At 71.4% G+C, this 15,965-nt stretch carries 15 protein-coding genes; 6 read left to right on the top strand and 9 right to left on the bottom strand.

The window, feature by feature from the left end; genetic code table 11:
* Positions 1-79: 79 nt before the first annotated feature.
* Positions 80-163 (bottom strand): putative leader peptide, encoded by an 84-nt coding sequence (locus ACK1X7_RS07620; protein ID WP_350203233.1) that lies wholly within the window; start codon positions 161-163, stop codon positions 80-82.
* A gap of 101 nt (positions 164-264) precedes the next feature.
* Between ACK1X7_RS07620 and ACK1X7_RS07615 the strand changes: the two genes are divergently transcribed.
* Both ACK1X7_RS07615 and ACK1X7_RS07610 read left to right on the top strand, forming a co-directional pair.
* A complete protein-coding gene (locus ACK1X7_RS07615; protein WP_078645522.1) occupies positions 265-684 on the top strand; it encodes a YjbQ family protein in 420 nt (139 codons plus the stop codon).
* 118 nt (positions 685-802) lie between these two features.
* Complete coding sequence (locus ACK1X7_RS07610; protein WP_216342901.1) at positions 803-1,021, top strand: EF-hand domain-containing protein; 219 nt, start codon at positions 803-805, stop codon at positions 1,019-1,021.
* A 78-nt stretch (positions 1,022-1,099) separates the two neighbouring features.
* Here the strand turns inward: ACK1X7_RS07610 and ACK1X7_RS07605 are convergent, their stop codons facing one another.
* Entirely contained in the window at positions 1,100-3,559 is a 2,460-nt protein-coding gene (locus ACK1X7_RS07605) for an FtsX-like permease family protein (protein ID WP_413114838.1), read from the bottom strand.
* A complete protein-coding gene (locus ACK1X7_RS07600) occupies positions 3,553-4,290 on the bottom strand; it encodes an ABC transporter ATP-binding protein (RefSeq protein ID WP_385139736.1) in 738 nt (245 codons plus the stop codon). Before ACK1X7_RS07600 ends, ACK1X7_RS07605 begins: the two co-directional genes overlap by 7 nt.
* Before the next feature lie 184 nt (positions 4,291-4,474).
* On the opposite strand from ACK1X7_RS07600, the gene ACK1X7_RS07595 reads away from it, so the two are divergent.
* Together ACK1X7_RS07595 and ACK1X7_RS07590 are read left to right on the top strand one after the other, a co-directional pair.
* Positions 4,475-5,743 carry a sensor histidine kinase gene (locus tag ACK1X7_RS07595; RefSeq protein WP_413116858.1) on the top strand — a complete coding sequence of 423 codons (1,269 nt, stop codon included), beginning with the start codon at positions 4,475-4,477 and terminating at the stop codon, positions 5,741-5,743.
* Positions 5,710-6,375 (top strand): response regulator, encoded by a 666-nt coding sequence (locus ACK1X7_RS07590; RefSeq protein ID WP_385139739.1) that lies wholly within the window; start codon positions 5,710-5,712, stop codon positions 6,373-6,375. Before ACK1X7_RS07595 ends, ACK1X7_RS07590 begins: the two co-directional genes overlap by 34 nt.
* Positions 6,376-6,508: 133 nt before the next feature.
* Here ACK1X7_RS07590 and dacB read toward each other — a convergent pair whose 3' ends face one another.
* Positions 6,509-7,861 carry a D-alanyl-D-alanine carboxypeptidase/D-alanyl-D-alanine endopeptidase gene (gene dacB, locus ACK1X7_RS07585; RefSeq protein ID WP_385139742.1) on the bottom strand — a complete coding sequence of 451 codons (1,353 nt, stop codon included), beginning with the start codon at positions 7,859-7,861 and terminating at the stop codon, positions 6,509-6,511.
* 329 nt (positions 7,862-8,190) lie between these two features.
* Between dacB and ACK1X7_RS07580 the strand changes: the two genes are divergently transcribed.
* Positions 8,191-9,627 carry a DUF1996 domain-containing protein gene (locus ACK1X7_RS07580; protein ID WP_413114837.1) on the top strand — a complete coding sequence of 479 codons (1,437 nt, stop codon included), beginning with the start codon at positions 8,191-8,193 and terminating at the stop codon, positions 9,625-9,627.
* Positions 9,628-9,723: 96 nt separating this feature from the next.
* Here ACK1X7_RS07580 and ACK1X7_RS07575 read toward each other — a convergent pair whose 3' ends face one another.
* Both ACK1X7_RS07575 and ACK1X7_RS07570 read right to left on the bottom strand, forming a co-directional pair.
* Positions 9,724-10,665, bottom strand: coding sequence for a D-alanyl-D-alanine carboxypeptidase family protein (locus tag ACK1X7_RS07575; RefSeq protein WP_385139748.1), 942 nt, complete (start codon positions 10,663-10,665; stop codon positions 9,724-9,726).
* Positions 10,666-10,731: 66 nt separating this feature from the next.
* Positions 10,732-11,412 (bottom strand): HAD family hydrolase, encoded by a 681-nt coding sequence (locus ACK1X7_RS07570; RefSeq protein WP_385139751.1) that lies wholly within the window; start codon positions 11,410-11,412, stop codon positions 10,732-10,734.
* A 151-nt stretch (positions 11,413-11,563) separates the two neighbouring features.
* Here ACK1X7_RS07570 and ACK1X7_RS07565 point away from each other — a divergent pair, with 151 nt between their 5' ends.
* Positions 11,564-12,598, top strand: a complete 1,035-nt coding sequence (locus ACK1X7_RS07565) for a lactonase family protein (RefSeq protein WP_385139754.1) — start codon at positions 11,564-11,566, stop codon at positions 12,596-12,598.
* Between the two features lie 101 nt (positions 12,599-12,699).
* On the opposite strand, the gene ACK1X7_RS07560 is transcribed toward ACK1X7_RS07565, so the two are convergent.
* The 3 genes from ACK1X7_RS07560 to ACK1X7_RS07550 form a co-directional block, all read right to left on the bottom strand.
* Complete coding sequence (locus ACK1X7_RS07560) at positions 12,700-13,698, bottom strand: hypothetical protein (RefSeq protein ID WP_385139756.1); 999 nt, start codon at positions 13,696-13,698, stop codon at positions 12,700-12,702.
* 240 nt (positions 13,699-13,938) lie between these two features.
* Entirely contained in the window at positions 13,939-15,120 is a 1,182-nt protein-coding gene (locus ACK1X7_RS07555) for an N-acetylglucosamine kinase (RefSeq protein WP_413114836.1), read from the bottom strand.
* Positions 15,121-15,124: 4 nt separating this feature from the next.
* On the bottom strand, positions 15,125-15,946 hold the full coding sequence (locus tag ACK1X7_RS07550) for a phospholipid scramblase-related protein (RefSeq protein WP_385139762.1): 822 nt from the start codon (positions 15,944-15,946) through the stop codon (positions 15,125-15,127).
* Between the last annotated feature and the right edge of the window lie 19 nt (positions 15,947-15,965).

Here is a 15,965-nt window from a genome sequence, read left to right as displayed (position 1 = left end):
CCCGCACGCCACGACGGTCAGCGCGGTACGGCGGAACGAGACAGAGGCGAGCGGGCGGAGTGGGGAGGGAGAAGAAGGGTCAGCGGAGGCCGGGACACGCGGCGGACGCCACCCGCAGCAGGTCGATATGACCGCGCGTGGTGAGCAGGGCTGACGTAGACATGCCCTTGAAGCTAGCGACGGTGTCCGGAACCGGTCAACGGTGTCTTGCCCCTCGGACCTTTGTTGCGGGAGTTTTACGCGGTGGCGTACGAGGATGGCTCCATGAGCACATTCCGCACCCACACCATCAACGTCACCACCGGCTCCACCGAGACCGTCGCCGACCTCACCGCCGACTGCGAGGCGTATCTACGGGAGGTGGCGGGCGGCGGCGACGGCCTGCTCAATGTTTTCGTCCCGCATGCCACGGCCGGGATCGCGATCCTGGAGACCGGCGCCGGCAGTGACACCGATCTGCTCCTCGCACTGCGCGATCTGCTCCCCGCCGACGACCGCTGGCGCCACCGCCACGGCAGCCCCGGCCACGGCCGCGACCACGTCCTCCCCGCCCTCGTACCCCCACACGCCACCCTCCCGGTCATCGGCGGCGGGCTGGCCCTGGGCACCTGGCAGTCGGTGTGCCTGGTCGACACCAACGTCGACAACCCCGACCGCCAGGTCCGGCTGAGCTTCCTGGGCTAGGCGGCGGCTTCCTGGGCCAGGCGGCCGCGTCCGGATGCCGCCTCGGCGTGATGGCGGGGCCCGTGGATGACCGGGATAGTCTGGGCCCGTCAGCGAAGATCGCACATAGGCGGAGCACATGACAGACATCATGGAGACAGCGGCACGCACGGTGTTCGAGCGCTACGACCTCGACGGGGACGGTCTGGTCACCGCGGATGAATTCCGGCAGGTCGTGGCGGAGCTGGAGGGCCAGGAGATCAGCGCGGCGGCGGCCCAAGCGCTGATCGACTCGCTCGACACCGATGGCGATCGCCAGATGTCCTTCGAGGAGTTCTGGGCGGCCATGAACCGCTGACACCGCCGCCTCCGGCACGTATGAGCGTGCCGGAGGCAACGGGGGCCGGGAAGTGGCCCGAGCGGTACGCCCGCGTGGTCACTCCCGTAGGCCCGCCAGTTCCACCGCCCGGCGGCGCAGGGCGAACGCGGCGGGGACGACCGCCGAGATCGCGGCGAGTACGGCGCAGGCGCCGACGACCGCGCCGATGGTCGTCCAGGGGATGTCGATCGTGGCCCGTACCGACAGCAGGGCCAGCGCACTCCACATGCCCGCCAGGTTGAGCCCGGCGACCAGGAGGCCCAGGACCGCGCCGACCGTGACCACGGTCAGCGCCTCGGCCGCCACCAGCCGCAGCACCTGGAATGTGGTGGCTCCGGCCAGGCGCAGCACGGCCAGGTCGCGGATGCGGTCGGATGTCGCCATGACCATGGTGTTGGCCAGGGAGATGCCCGTGTAGAGGAGGGCGATGCCGAGGACCAGGAGCATGCCGAGCCGGGTCGTCCGGTTCGTGGTCTCGGGGTAACTCGCCTTCAGCCATTGGCCCTTGGTGAAGACGTGTCCGCCGGTGGTGTGCACCGCGGCGCGCAGCCCGGTGGCCGCGGCGTCCGCGTCCGCACCGCGGATGAGGGCGACGTCGATCCGGTCGACGGTGGCGCCCGGGGCGTTGCGCGGGGTGACGTAGACGCCGTTGTCACCGGTGCCGGTGGCCATCACCGCCGCGATCCGCAGCGACCGCTTCGTGCCGTCGCCGAGCCACACCCGCACCCGCTCGCCCACGGTGTGCCGCTGCCACTCCTCGTTGACGATGATCGAGTCGTCATCGAGATCGCTTGTCCTTCCGGAGCTGATGGGCAGCCGGGTCGTGGCGGCGAGCGGGCCGGGGTCCGCGGCCTGGGCATCGGACTCGATGAGCGACGTACCGTCCTCCAGGGCGTAGACGGCGCTCGAAGAGGTCGCGGACACCTCGACGCCGGGCACCTCGCGCAGCCTTCGCAGCGTCGCCGCATCGAAGCCCGCCCCGTCGGCGGGGGTGATGATGAACGCGGCGGCCATCCGCTGACGGGCCTCGGTGGCCTTGGCCCGGTTCAGTGTCGCGGTGGCGCCCAGAAGCGAACCGGCGAGGGCGACCGTGACCAGTACGGGTGCCGCGACGGCGGCCGTACGGCGTACCCCGGCGGCGGCGTTCTCCCGCACCAGCATGCCGTCGGCACCGGGCAGCCGGGCCGGGAGCCAGGTGATCAGCCGGGTCAGCGGCCGCACCACCACCGGCGCCAGCAGCGCGACCGAGGTGATCAGCAGCATCGGCCGGCTCACATAGGTCTTCCGACGCAGCAGCTCACCCGGGTCCGTGACCAGCGCCAGGCACAGTGTCACGGTGGCGGCCACCAACAGGGCCAGACCGGACAGCAAGCGTCCCCGGGTCATCGTCCCGTTGTCCACCGACGCCTCGCGCAGTGCCTGTGCGGGGCCGGTGCGGCCCGCTCGCAAGGACGCGGCTGCCGCGCCGGACAGCGCGATGAGCAGCCCGGTCCAGAAGGCCAGGTGGTACGGCCAGGTGTGGTCGCCGATGGTGAACCAGCTCGGCGCGAGATCACCGTCGACCACCCAGTCGGCCAGCCGCGGCGCACCGAACGCGCCGATCAGACAGCCGGTGGCCGAGGCGAGCACACCGACCACGAGGGCCTCGGCGAAGACCATCCGGCGGATCTGGCCCGGGGTCGCCCCCGCCGTGCGCAGCAGCCCGAACTCCCGACGCCGCTGGGCGACCGCGAACGCGAAGGTGGAGGCCACCACGAACACCGACACAAAGGCGCTGACCCCGCCGGCCGTGCCGAACATGGCGTTCATCGCGGTGAGGGCCTCGCGGTCGCGGTCCGGGGCGGGGTCGGCGTAGCGGCGCTCCTCCCCGGTGAGGACCCGGACACCGTCGCCGCCGCGCACGGCCCCGCGTACCGCCGCCGGATCGGCGTCCACTGCGAACTGGTCGGAGACCGGGGACAGTTGGGCCGCGCGTGCGTCGGTGTAGAAGACGGCGTTCTCGAAGTCGCGCCGCGTGACGGTTCCGACGACATGCACGGTGCCGCGATCGGTGCGCACGCGCTCGCCCGGCTTCGCCCAGTCTCCGCTGACGACGACCTCGTCGGCCGCGCGGGGCGGCCGTCCCGTATCGATCCGGTACGGGGCGCAGGCGGCAGCCGACCAGGGATGCCCCACCAGGTCCTTCGGCCCGCCCCGCGCCCGTACGGTGAAGGACCGGTCCGCGACGACGGCGCCGAGCTTCCTCAGCTTCGCGATGGTCCCGGCGGGCACGGCGCGCGGGTGTGCCAGCTTCCGGACCCGGACGCCGACCGAGGTGGGCACCCGCAGCGTGTCGGCCCCCTTGACCACGACCGGTGCGGCGGCGAAGCGCTCGGGCTGACGGTCGGGCGCGTCCAGCGACGAGGCGAGGGCCAGGCCCATCACCGCGATCAGTGCGACGCCGAGCGAGAGGGCGACGAAGCTGCCGATACAGGTGACCCAGCGAGTGCGCAGGGTGCCCAGGGCGACGCTCAGCACGGCACGGCCTCCAATGTGGCCATGCGCGCGGCGATGGTGCCGGCACCGGCCCCGGCCAACTCGCCGCTCACCCGCCCGTCGACGAGGAAGAGCACCCGGTCGGCGAAGGAGGCGGCCACCGGGTCATGCGTGACCATGACGATCGTCTGGCCCTCGCTGCCGGCCATCCCGCGCAGCAGGGTCAGCACCTCACGGCCGGTCCGCGAGTCGAGGGCGCCGGTCGGTTCGTCGCCGAAGAGCACGTCGGGCCGGGTGATCAGGGCGCGGGCCAGGGCGACGCGCTGCTGCTGGCCGCCGGACAGCTCCGTCGGCCGGTGCCGCGCCCGCTCGCCGAGCCCGACCTGCCGGAGCACCTCATGTACCCGGGCCGCCGCGGGGCGGTGGCCCGCGAGGCGCAGCGGCAGGGTCACGTTCTGCTCGGCGGTCAGCGACGGCAGCAGATTGAACGCCTGGAACACGAACCCGACGCGCCGGCGGCGCAGCAGGGTCAGCCCGGTCTCGCTCAGCGTCGTCAGCTCCGTCCCGCACAGGGTGACCGATCCCGACGTGGGGCGGTCCAGCCCCGCGGCGCACTGCATCAGGGTCGACTTGCCCGAGCCGGAGGGGCCCATGACGGCGGTGAACGTTCCCCGGGGGAACGAAAGCGAGACCTGGTCGAGCGCCGTCACCGCGCCGTCGCCGGTGCCGTAGCGCCTGCTGACGGAGCGCATCCGGATCGCCTCATGGTTCATGGCCCCTTCTCCTTCTGTTCGGTGACTCCACGAAACCGGGTGCGGGCACCACGGCGCAGTACGGCAGAAGTGAGTCCCGGGGTAGGGCCAGGCATACCCCCGATGGTCTGCCTGGCCCGATGGCGCCTGCGGAACGGGGCCTTCTACGGTGACCTCCATGCACCCGCGGAATGTGTGGCAAGCCATGTCCGGGCCGGGCTTCCTGCTGTCCACCTGGCCGTGGCGCTCCGCCGGATACCTGCTCACCGGGGCGGTGACCGGTGCCGTCACCCTCGTGACGATCGTGGCCATGGTGGCGGCCGGAGCCGTACTCGCCATCGCGCTGGTGGGGCTGCCGCTGCTCGTTCTCGCGGCCCTCTCCGGCATCCCGGTGGCCTGGGTGGAACGGCACCGGATGCGCCTGATCGACCAGGGCCCGGCCGTCGACCAGCACCGTGCGCCCACCACCCATGGCCTGTGGGCCTGGCTGACCACGCGCATGAGGGAGCAGGCGACGTGGCGGGAGCTGGGCCATGCCCTGCTGTTCGCCGTACTGCTGTGGCCGGTCGACGCGCTCGTTGTCGCGGTTGCCCTGCTCGCCCCGCTGTCCATGGTGGCGACGCCGCTGCTGATGTGCACGGTCGGTGGCGGGCGGGAGGTGAAGGTGCTCAAGCTGTGGACCGTCACCACCTGGCCGGTGGCCTTCGCCATAGCCGTGCTCGGCGTGGTGCTCATGGGGCTGTGCGGCTACGTCCTGGGAGTGGTGGCCGGTGCCCGGGCCGCACTGACCCGTGTGCTGATCGCCTCGCGCGAGGCCGACCTGGACACGCGGGTTGTCGAGCTGACCCGCTCCCGCCTCCGGCTGGTGGACGCCTTCGAGGCGGAACGGCGCCGCATCGAGCGCGATCTGCACGACGGGGCACAGCAACGGCTGGTGGTGCTGACGATGACGCTCGGCCTGGCCCGCCTGGACGTACCTCCCGGGCCGGTCGCCGATCAGCTCGCGAAGGCTCATGAGGAGGCCGACAAGGCCCTCGCGGAGCTGCGCGAACTCATCCACGGCATCCACCCCAAGGTGCTTTCGGACCACGGCCTCCCCGCGGCCGTCGCCGACGCCGCGGACCGCTCCGCGATTCCCGTGGACGTGAAGCTGGCCCTGCCCGGACGGTTGCCCCAAGCGGTCGAGGCCGCCGCGTACTTCGTGGTGTGCGAGGCCCTCACCAACATCGCCAGGCACAGCGGGGCGAGCCGTGCGGAGGTGAGCGGAGGACACCGCGACGGACGACTCCTCCTCCACATACGCGACAACGGCCGGGGTGGTGCGGACGCCGCCGCCGGAACCGGCCTGACCGGACTCGCGGACCGGGTCTCGGCGCTGAATGGCAGAATCTCCCTGTCCAGCCCGCCGGGCGGACCGACCCTGTTGCGTGTGGAGTTTCCTTGCGTACGGACCGACCCCGACCGCTCCGCGTAGTACTGGCCGAGGACAGCGTGCTGCTGCGAGAAGGGCTCATCGGCCTGCTCAGCCGCTGCGGACATGACGTCGTCGCGGCCGTCGGTGACGCTCCCGCGCTGCTCGCCGCGGTCGAGGAGCACGTTCCCGACATCGTTCTGACGGATGTGCGCATGCCCCCGGGGTTCCAGGACGAGGGACTGCACGCGGCGGTGCGGCTGCGCGAGAAGCGGCCCACGCTGCCGGTCCTGGTCCTCAGTCAGTACGTCCAGCGGACGTACGCCTCGGAACTGCTGGACTCCGGTGACGGCTCGGGCGTCGGCTACCTGCTGAAGGACCGCATCGGGCAGGTGGCGGATTTCGTGACCGCCCTGTGCGAGGTCGCGGCCGGTGGCACCGTCGTGGACCCCGAAGTGGTGCGCCAACTGCTGCGCCGAAACCGCGATCCGCTGAACCGGCTCACCGCGCGGGAGCGGGAGGTTCTGGGGCTGATCGCGGAGGGCAAGTCCAACGGCGCGATCGCCCGGGAACTGGTGGTGTCCGAGGCCGCTATTGGCAAGCACATCAGCAGCATCCTGACCAAGCTGGACCTGCCGCCGACCGACGAGACACATCGCAGGGTGCTGGCCGTGCTCGCGTACCTGCGCGCGTGACCCGGAGGGGCCCGGCGCCAAGTGGCTACGACGCCCCTTCGCGGTACGCGTGACGGCCGCCGACTCCTGGCAGTGGAATCGGCGGCCGTCCGGTGAGAGCCGTAGGGCCCGGGGCGTAGGGCTCGGGGCCTACCTACGCCCAGCAGCCGTTGACCGTGGCGGCGAGGCCGTCCAGGGCGTCCTTGGTGGCGGCCGGGTCGGCGGAGGACTGGTTCTCGATGAAGGAGAAGACCTTCCACTGGCCGTCCGCCGCCTTCGTCAGGCCGCTCAGCGCGATGGCACCGGTCAGGGTGCCGGTCTTGGCCTTGACCTGGCCGACGGCGCACTTGGAGTCCGGGGTGTCGAAGCGGCCCCACTCGGGTCCCAGGGTGCTGCCCGCCTCGCCCGCCACCGGCAGGCCCTCGTCGATGGAGCGCAGCAGGCCGCTGTAGCGCGTGTCGGTGAGCAGATCGAGGATGTCCGCGACGGTCCGGGCCGGGATGCGGTCCGCGCGGGAGAGCCCGCTGCCGTCGTAGATCTCGAAGTTCTCCATCGAGACGCCGTAGTGGCGGCTGAGGACGTCCCGCACCACGGCCGTGCCGTCCTCGAAGGTGGCGGGCTTGCCGGCGGCGATCGCGGTCATGCGCAGCATCGTTTCGGCGATGTCGTTGTCGCTCGTCTTGAGCATCTTCTTGACCGTCTCGGCCAGCGTCGGGGACAGATGCTGTCCCACCGGCACATCCGTGGCCGACGCCGTGCCGCGGGTGACCTCACCGTCGACGGTGACACCCTGGTCGGCGAGCTGCTTGGCGAAGACCTTCCCCGCGTCGATGGAGGTGTCCGCGGACAGTTTTCCGTCCACCACCAGGGAGCGCACCGGCGAGACCTGGTCGTCGTAGTACGAGTTGTTCCAGCCGTTGGCCAGGGACGGCTCGGCGAAGAGGCTGTCGTCGACACGGATCTTCACCGAGCCCAGACCCGCGCTCTTGACCCCGGCGGCGGCCGACTTGGCCAGCTCGGTGACGTCGGCGGTGGTCAACAGCCGGTCGCCGCCGCCTATGAGGGTGAGCGTGCCATCGCCGTAGACCACCTTGGTGGTGAACCGGTGCTCGGGGCCGAGCACGGTCAGCGCGGCCGTGGCGGTGGCCAGCTTGGCGTTGGACGCGGGCATCAGCGCGGTGTCGGCGTCATGCCCCCAGATCACCTTGTCGGACGCGGAGTCCAGCACGATGCCGCTGAAGGTGTCGCCGAGGTTCGGGTTCTGGGCGCGGGTGTTGAGGTTGTCCGCGATCTTCTGCTCGGCGGGGTCGAGCCCGTCATCGGCCACGGACTGGGCGGCCGTCGTGGTGGGGGTGGTCTTGGTGCTCTTGTCGGCGGCGAGCGCCGAAGGAGCGGACAGCAGCGCACCGGTGACCGGGACGGCGGCGATGATGAACGCGCGGCGGACCGCGAGGCTCATGGGCTTGGCTTTGCGATGACGCCCACTGGACGAGTTCGCGCTGGACATGTGGGGGGCTCCGCGGGCGCGTAGAAGGGGTAAGGGGTAAGGAATAACGGGGGTACAGCGAAGTAAACACTTTAACCGCAACTGATCAGTTTCATCCCGCCGGGCGGTGGACATGTGGGGAAGGTACTAGGGAGATACCCCGGTGTACCGACTCCTCCGCTTGTTTACGAGATGTTGCGACCACCGTTGAGAACGATCGCCTCGCTGTCCGTATCCATCGGCGTCGCGCTGTGCCTTCCGCCCCGGGACGGGGGTGATGGGGGCGCGGCCCGATGTGGCCGAGGGCAAGACGTCCCCGGCGTATGAGGACTGCCGATGAGGGGCGAAGGATGAGGAACAAGAAGAGACACAAGCGATCCAGGGTCATCGGGCTGACCGTGGTCGGAGTGACCGCACTGGCCGTGGGCGGCGGGGCGCTCCTGATGACCGACAACGATGCCTCCGCCGCCCGCCGAACGGCCGGGCAGCAGGCGCCGGCGCGGGCGGCGATGACCGTCAAGTGTCCTGATGCCGCGACCCGGCTGTCGAGTGTGCCGCAGCAGGCGCGGCCCACCGTGGACAAGGAACTGGCGACGATGGACAGCCAGGTGGCCGACGCCTACCAGCAACTGGCCACGCGCGGCGCGAGCGCCGACCAGGACTGGGTGCGCACCCGGGTGCTGGAGCCGCTGAGCGCCAAGCGGCGTGGCGCGCTGAACCGCATCGGGAACGAGATCGGCCGGGTGGCGAGCCGCCCGTCCGGCCTGGACACGCTGGCGTCCTGCACCGTGCAGCAGGCGGCCCCGGCCGCCGCCCCGACGGGCGCCACTTCCGCACCGGCGGGCGCCACCCCCGCCGCGGGAACGGCCGCCCCCGCCACTCCGGCCGCGGGTGGCCAGGCGCAGTCCGGCCCGGTGAAGGCGGACTTCGTGGACATCCGCAGGGTGCGGCCGAACGTCAAGAACCCCCGTACGCGGGCCAACGCCTCCCGCGGCACCTTCTCTTCGCGCTGTGGCCGCAATGAGAACAAGCACTTCAACTCGGACAACGTGATCGTCGCCCCCGGTGTGAGCAACGGCGCCCACCATATGCACGACTACGTCGGCAACCGCGACACCGACGCCTTCTCCACCAACGACGGCCTCGCCGCCGCCGGGACCACCTGCACCAACGGTGACCGCTCCACCCACTACTGGCCGGTGCTGCGGCAGCAGGACGGGACGAAGGAGGCCGACGCCGACCAGCCCGGCGGCGGCACCGAGGGCAATGTGGGGCGGATCCTGCGCCCGGAGACCGCGTCCATCAGCTTCCGTGGCAGCGCGGTCTCCAAGGTCGTCGAGATGCCCAAGTTCCTGCGCATCATCACCGGCGACGCCAAGGCGTTCACCAACGGCACGGCCAACGCCAACGCCTCCTGGAGCTGCACCGGATTCGAGAACCGGCAGCTCAAGGACAAGTACCCGCTCTGCCCGAAGGGCAGCAAGGTGGTCCGTACGTTCAAGTTCCAGAGCTGCTGGGACGGCAAGAACGCCGACAGCGCGAACCACCGCACCCATGTGGCCTTCGCGGACGCCAAGGGCGCGTGTGCCAAGGGGTTCAAGGCCATCCCGCAGCTCGTCCAGCGGATCACCTACAAGGTCGCGCCCGGCTCGCTCTTCGCGGTCGACAGCTTCCCCGAGCAGTTGCACAAGCCGGTGACCGACCACGGCGACTTCATCAACGTGATGTCCAACTCGCTGATGAAGAAGGCCGTGAAGTGCATCAACACCGGGCGTAAGTGCGGCTGACCGCCGCCCCTACGGCCCGGTGCCCCGGCCGGATGGCCATCCGGCCGGGGCACCACCCGCGTGAGCAGCGGGCCGTGGATCAGTAATGCGATGTGATCAGTCCTGCGGTGTGCCCTTGGGCAACTGACGCCAGGTCACCTTGGTGTTAGACCGGAAGGCCCAGTCGAGCATCTTCTTCGCGTCCGGGTACCGCTTGGGAGCGTTGAGGATCACGCCCACGACGGTGCGTCCGTCACGCTTCGCGGCGAAGACGAGACACCTGCCGGGCGCGGTGCCGGTGCCCGTCTTGATGCCGATCGCGCCGCTGTACGAGCCCAGCAGCCGGTTGGTGTTGTTCCAGTAGTACGACCTGGTCCTGCCGTTGGCGGCCGGGGCCTTCTGGATGGTGTCGACCGACTTGACGACCGTGCCGAGGGTGGAGTTGCCCAGGGCGTGCCTGGCCAGCTTGGCCATGTCGCGGGGCGTGGTGTAGTTCTGTCCGCCCTGCGAGATGCCGTCGAAGGTGTCGTAGTGGGATTTGGTCATCCCCAGCGCGGACGCCTTCTTGTTCATCTGCGCGATGAACGACTTGGTGCGCTTGGCGGTGGTGTCACCGGTGCCGAACGTGTCCGCGAGCGCCATGGCCGCGTCACAGCCGGACGGCAGCAGCAGGCCGTACAACAACTGCTTGACGGTGAGCTTGTCCCCCTTCTTCAGGTCCGCCTTGCTGCCGCCCACGCGGGCGGTGTAGTCGATGTACGACTGCTTGACGGTGACCTTCTTGCCGAGATCGAGCCCCCGGGTGTCGAGCACCACGACGGCCGTCATGAGCTTGGTGGTGCTCGCCATCGGCCGCTTGGTGTCGGCCGCCCTGGCCCAGAGCTGCTTGTTGGTGTTGTTGTCCAGCAGATACGCGCCCTTGGCGCTGACCCCCGACGGGCCGCTTCTGGCCTCGGTGGCCTGGGCCGCGTTCGCCGGTACGGCGACCGTCAAGGCCGCCGCCGAGGCGATGACCGCCGTCCCCCAACGGCGCATCGCCTTACCCCCACGTCTTTCCATACGCCCTCCGTCTCTCCTACGACATGCCCATGAATATCCGGGCATGCGACGCATGGTCTCATGGTCTCAACCGTGCGCCGCGACCCACTCGTAGGCCCGCTCGGCGTCGAACTCCGGCTGCCCGCCCCGGAAGAGCAGCCCGGCGGAGGCGAACGGCTCGCCGTCCGGCGACGGCCCGGCCACATACGGCACGGCGATACAGCCCATCCCGGCCCGCCGCGCCGCCTCCACCCCGGGACCGGCGTCCTCGACCACCACGCACCGCCCCGGATCGACGGACAGCAGCCGCGCGGCGGCCAGAAACACATCCGGCTCCGGCTTGCCCCGGCCGACATCCTCCGCGGACACATACACCGGCAGCAGCGCGTCCAGCCCGGTGGCCTTGAGCGCCGTCTCGATCGCCGAACGCGACGAACCGGAGGCGACGGCCAACGGATGCCCGGCGGCCGTCAGCCGCTCCACGAACGCCCGCATCGCGGGAAACGCCTCGGTTGCCGCGGCCAGCTCCAGATAGTGCCGGTTCTTGACGGCGAGCAGCTCATCCACGGGCGCCCCGATGCGATACCGGTCCCGCAGCGTCTCCAGGGTCTCCCGGGTGCCGATCCCGATGAACTGAGCGTGCTCCTCCCATGTGAAGCCGCTGACCCCGTACCGCTCAAGGGTCCGCCGCCCCGCCTCGTAGTAGAGGGGCTCGCTGTCCACGAGAGTGCCGTCCAGGTCGAAGATCACGGCGGGCATGGTGTTCATGGGGACAGCATGCCAAGAGTTCGGCCCGGTGCTCGCGGGGGAGCCTCCGGTGCCCGGCTTGGGCGGAGATGACGGCGTGTTGGTCTAGACCGCTCTGTTACCGTCGGCGCCGAGCGGGTAACGGAACCGGAGTCGGCGGAAGGGTAGTGCGGTGGGCGCGAGTGGGAGCGGGCTGCGGGCGTATATCGGGTCGTTCACTTTGGCGGGCGGGGCCGGGATCACCGTCGCGGATGTCGATGACGGGACGGGCGCGCTGCGGATCCGGAACTCCACGGATGCGGTCGTCAACCCGTCCTATCTGGTGCTCGCCCCGGGCGGGCGCGTGTTGTACGCGGTGAGCGAGACCGAGGACGGGGCGGCCGCCGCGCTGGATGTCACACAGGATCCGCCCGCGCTGCTCGGGGAGCCCGTGCCGGTGCGGGGTGCGGGGCCCACCCATCTCGCGCTCGCGGGCGGGCGGCTGCTGACGGCCAATTACGGTTCGGGCAGCGTCAGCGCGCTGGCGGTGCTGGAGGACGGCCGGCTCGGGGAGCCGGTGGCCGTGTCGCGGCACGAGGGCAGTGGACCGCATCCGGAGCGGCAGGAGGGGCCGCACGCCCATGCGGTGGCGCCCGATCCGTCGGGGGGCTGGCTGCTCGCCGTCGACCTGGGGATCGACGCGGTCCAGGTGTACGCGCTGCCCGGGCCGCGTCCGCACCACGAGGTCCGGCTGCGCCCGGGGAGCGGCCCGCGCCATCTGGCGTTCCATCCGCGTGGCGACCGCGTGTATGTCATCAACGAACTCGATCCGACGATCACGGCCTGCCGCTGGGACGCGGCGTCCGGCGTGCTCGAACCGCTGGGTGAGACCCGGCTGGTCCCCGAGGGTACGGACGTCGAGTGCTATCCCGCCGAGGCCGTGGTCTCCGGGGACGGCCGCTTCGTATGGGCCGCCACCCGCGGTCACGACAGCATCGCCACGCTCGCCCTCGACGCGCCCGGCGACCGGATGGAGTTGGTCACCACCACGTCCTGTGGTGGCCACTGGCCCCGCGATCTGACGCTCGACCCGTCGGGCCGTCGGCTCTACGTGTCCAATGAGCGCTCGGGCGATGTCACCTGGTTCGACATCGACCTCTCGACGGGGGTGCCGCGTCGTGGTGGTTCGGTCCCGGCCCCGGCGGCGTCCTGCGTGGTCTTCGGCTGACGTTCGCCGGGCGGACATCGGGCCCCTTGGATACGAGCGGGGCGGTGACCTTGACGGTCACCGCCCCCGCTTTCTCGTGCGTTGCTCCGTCGTGCGTCGTGTCAGCGCATCGCCGGCGACGCCTGCTGAAGCGTGATGCCCAGCGCCGCCGCGTACTTCGACAGCACCAGCTTGCCCACGGCCGGGTAGTCGCCCAGCGCCTCGGCCGCCGCGCAGCCCGCCTCCTCGGCGGCCGCCGAGATCAGCTCGGCGGATACCTCCGGGCCGATGAGATACGGCGCGAGGGCGAGCCGGGCGGAGCCTGCCGAGCGCAACTGCTCGGCGACGCGGAGGACGGCCCCGTCCACGTCCAGTGCGGCCGCCATCACCGGCACCGCGAGGCGCGCGGAGAGCAGCATGCCGGTGATGCCACCGGCCTGGGCCGCCTCCTCACCGCCGACCGTGGCCAGGATGATGCCGTCGGCGGCGGTCGCGACCGTGAAGAGACGGGCGCGGTCGGCGCGGGCCAGGCCCGCCTCCGACAGCCGCACGTGCAGGGCCTCGGCGAGCAGCGGATGGGGGCCGAGGACGTCGGTGAGTTCGGCCGCCGAGCCGCTGCTCATCACGGCCTGGCGTATCCGGCGCAACTGTGCGCTGTCCGGGCCCGCGAGCAGCGGGACCACGACGGCCGCCGGACCGTCCGTGGGGACGGTGGGGACGGGCGGGACCTCGTCGACGACCTCGCCCGCGGCCTCGGCCGCGGCGATCGCCTCCGCCGCCTCGTCGGCGAGGGCCTTGGCGGCCTCGGCCGCCTGCCGCAGACGCTCGGGGTTCTCCTGGGCAGCGCGGGTGAGCACGGCCTCGAGCTGCGGGTACTCCTGTCCGTCCCCGTCCAGGAAACCGATCTGAGCATCGAGCCCCGGCATCTCGGAGCGGGCGATGCTCACCAGGTCCTCGGCAAGGCGCCGGGCACCGTCGCTCGGGGCACCCGGGACGGCCAGCACCAGCGGAGGCGCGCCGAGAGGCGCGGCGGCGGCCTCCGGTCGGCGGTGCCGTCCGGGCTGGCGGGGACGCGGCATTCGTACAGGCAGGCCGGACGCGGGCCCTGTGGGGGAGCTCATGGCGCCGCATGTTAGTCGCTCGATGGGCTCGGCTGTTCGGGAGGGTGTGACTGGGGGCATCTGTCCCATTTTGTCGACTGGTGTTGTGTGGCGATGTGCGCTCAGCGGCCATACTTGCTCGAAGAATCGACCATGTGTCCGGAATTGCCGGTCATGGGATCCCATACTGGGCGCCCATGCTGAGCACCCATATGGGACACCTGCGCCGGAAGCCTGCGTCGCGCCCGCACGGGGCGGCGCTCAGACGATGCTGAGCAGCGCAGGGTCCCGGGGCAGCCGCAGTCCGTCCGCCGCCAGCGCCGCCGCGACGCACAGCGCCCCGTCCAGCGGATCCCCGGCCGCCTCCGTGACCCGGACCCCGGGCAGCCGCGCCGCCAGCTCCTCCCGTACGGGCGTCAGCAGCGGCGCGCCCATGCGGAACAGCCCGCCGGTGAGCGCCACCTCGCTCGACTCAAGCCGGGGGCAGACCGCCTCCGCGGCCTCGGCGATATGGCGGGCGGCCGCCCGCAGAATTGCCTCCGCGACCGGATCCTCCCCGGCGCACCGGCCCACTTCGGGAGCGAACGAGGCCAGGACGGCGGGGCGGTCGGGGCGCGGGTACAACTGTCCCGGCAGCCCGGTCGCGGGGCCGAACGCGGCCTCCAGACGGGCCAGCAGCGGCTTCGAGCCGCCCGCGCGCCCGTCGTACGCGCGCATGGCCGCCTCCAGGCCCGCCCGGCCGATCCACGCACCGCCGCCGCAGTCGCCCAGCAGATGGCCCCAGCCGTCGGCGCGCCGCCAGCCGCCGGTGGCCCAGCGGGTGTCGCCGCCTGTGGCCGTGGTGCCTGTGGCCGTGGCGCCCGTGGCCGTCGCGTCAGTACCCGATGTGCCGCCCGTGCCGGATTCGCCGTACGTACCGCCCAGCTCACGGACAAAGCCCTCGGGCACCGCGCCCAGCGCGATCAGGCCCGTCCCCGCCGCGACCACCGCGCCTGGACGCTGTCCCAGCGCTCCGGCGTAGGCGGTCACCGCGTCGGCCGCCAGGGCGAGTCGCCGTACGCCGAAGGCGTCTGCCAGCGCGTCCGGGAGCCTGGCGCGCAGATCGTCGCCGAGTGTGGCCATGCCCGCCGCGCCGACACAGACCGCGCCGAGGTGCCGGGCACCGGCCTCGCGCAGCAGCTCCCGGGCCGCGGGCAGGACCCGCGCCAGCAGGCTCTCCGCGTCGATGCCCCGGTCGCCGACGGTGGCGGGCGTGGCCGAGGACCAGGTCAGTGGCGGGGAGCAAGTCGGTGACGAGGACCAGGCCGGTGGCTGCTCCGCGGAGCAGCCGGGGGCGTCCGCGCGCGCCACCGCCACCCGTACGCCGGAACCGCCCGAATCGATCCCGAGCACATGCGTCACCGCGTCGTCGGGCTTGGCACCGTCGGGCACCGTGTCGCCCACCGGCTCAGCCGAATCCGCGCGAGTCCTGCTTGAGCGCGGTGTCCACGGTCAGGGCCGTGGCGATCACCAGGCTCAGCAGCGGATCGGGCAACTGGCGGTGGATTTGCAGCACATAGTTGTCCGCCGTCGTGAACATCGTCTTCGCCAGGCCCTCCCAGGTCTTGGTGATCCGGGCGACCTCGCCGTCCGTGTGGTCGACGATGGCGAAGTTCCAGGCCCGCCAGTTCTCCGCCTTGATGGCGCCGACCTGCTGGCCGTTGACGTGCATGCCGAAATTGATCTTGCCGATGACGTTCTGCTGGACGATCTCGCCGACCGGCTGTCCGTCCGGGCGGGTCACCACGACCTTGGACTTGATGAACTTCGCGGGCCGGGTGAGCACCAGATGCGGCTGCCCGCCGGCGTCGCGGATCTCCAGCTTGTGCGTCATGAACTGGTCGAGGCTCGAGACGAACCGCGCGACCTTCTTCAGCGTGCTCTGGCCGACCTGGACCACCGAACCGAGAGTGCGCCCCTGCTGGTCGAAGACGCTGTACTCATTGGTGAGCTCGATCAGCTTGGCCTTCTGGTTCACCACCAGCACCGGTTCGGTGAACAGCGTGCCGCCGCCGCCCATCGTGGGCCCCACATGCGCCTGCTGCTGCACCTGGTGCTGCACCTTGGCGGGATTGGGGTTGGGCGGGGCGGCCTGCGTCGGAGCGGCCTGGCCGGGCTGGCCCTGGTGCGTATGCGCGGTCCACTGGGCACCGTCCCACCAGCGCAACTGGTTCGGCGTCCCCTGGGGGTCCGCGTACCACCCCGCAGGGGTGTTCGGATGTGATGTCATGGCGGGCAGACTACCCCTC

The sequence above is a fragment of the Streptomyces sp. CY-1 genome, assembly GCF_047218265.1.
Taxonomy (GTDB): domain Bacteria; phylum Actinomycetota; class Actinomycetes; order Streptomycetales; family Streptomycetaceae; genus Streptomyces; species Streptomyces niphimycinicus.
The sequence above is the reverse complement of the archived record's forward strand: the minus strand, read 5'-3'. Positions and strand labels throughout refer to the sequence as shown.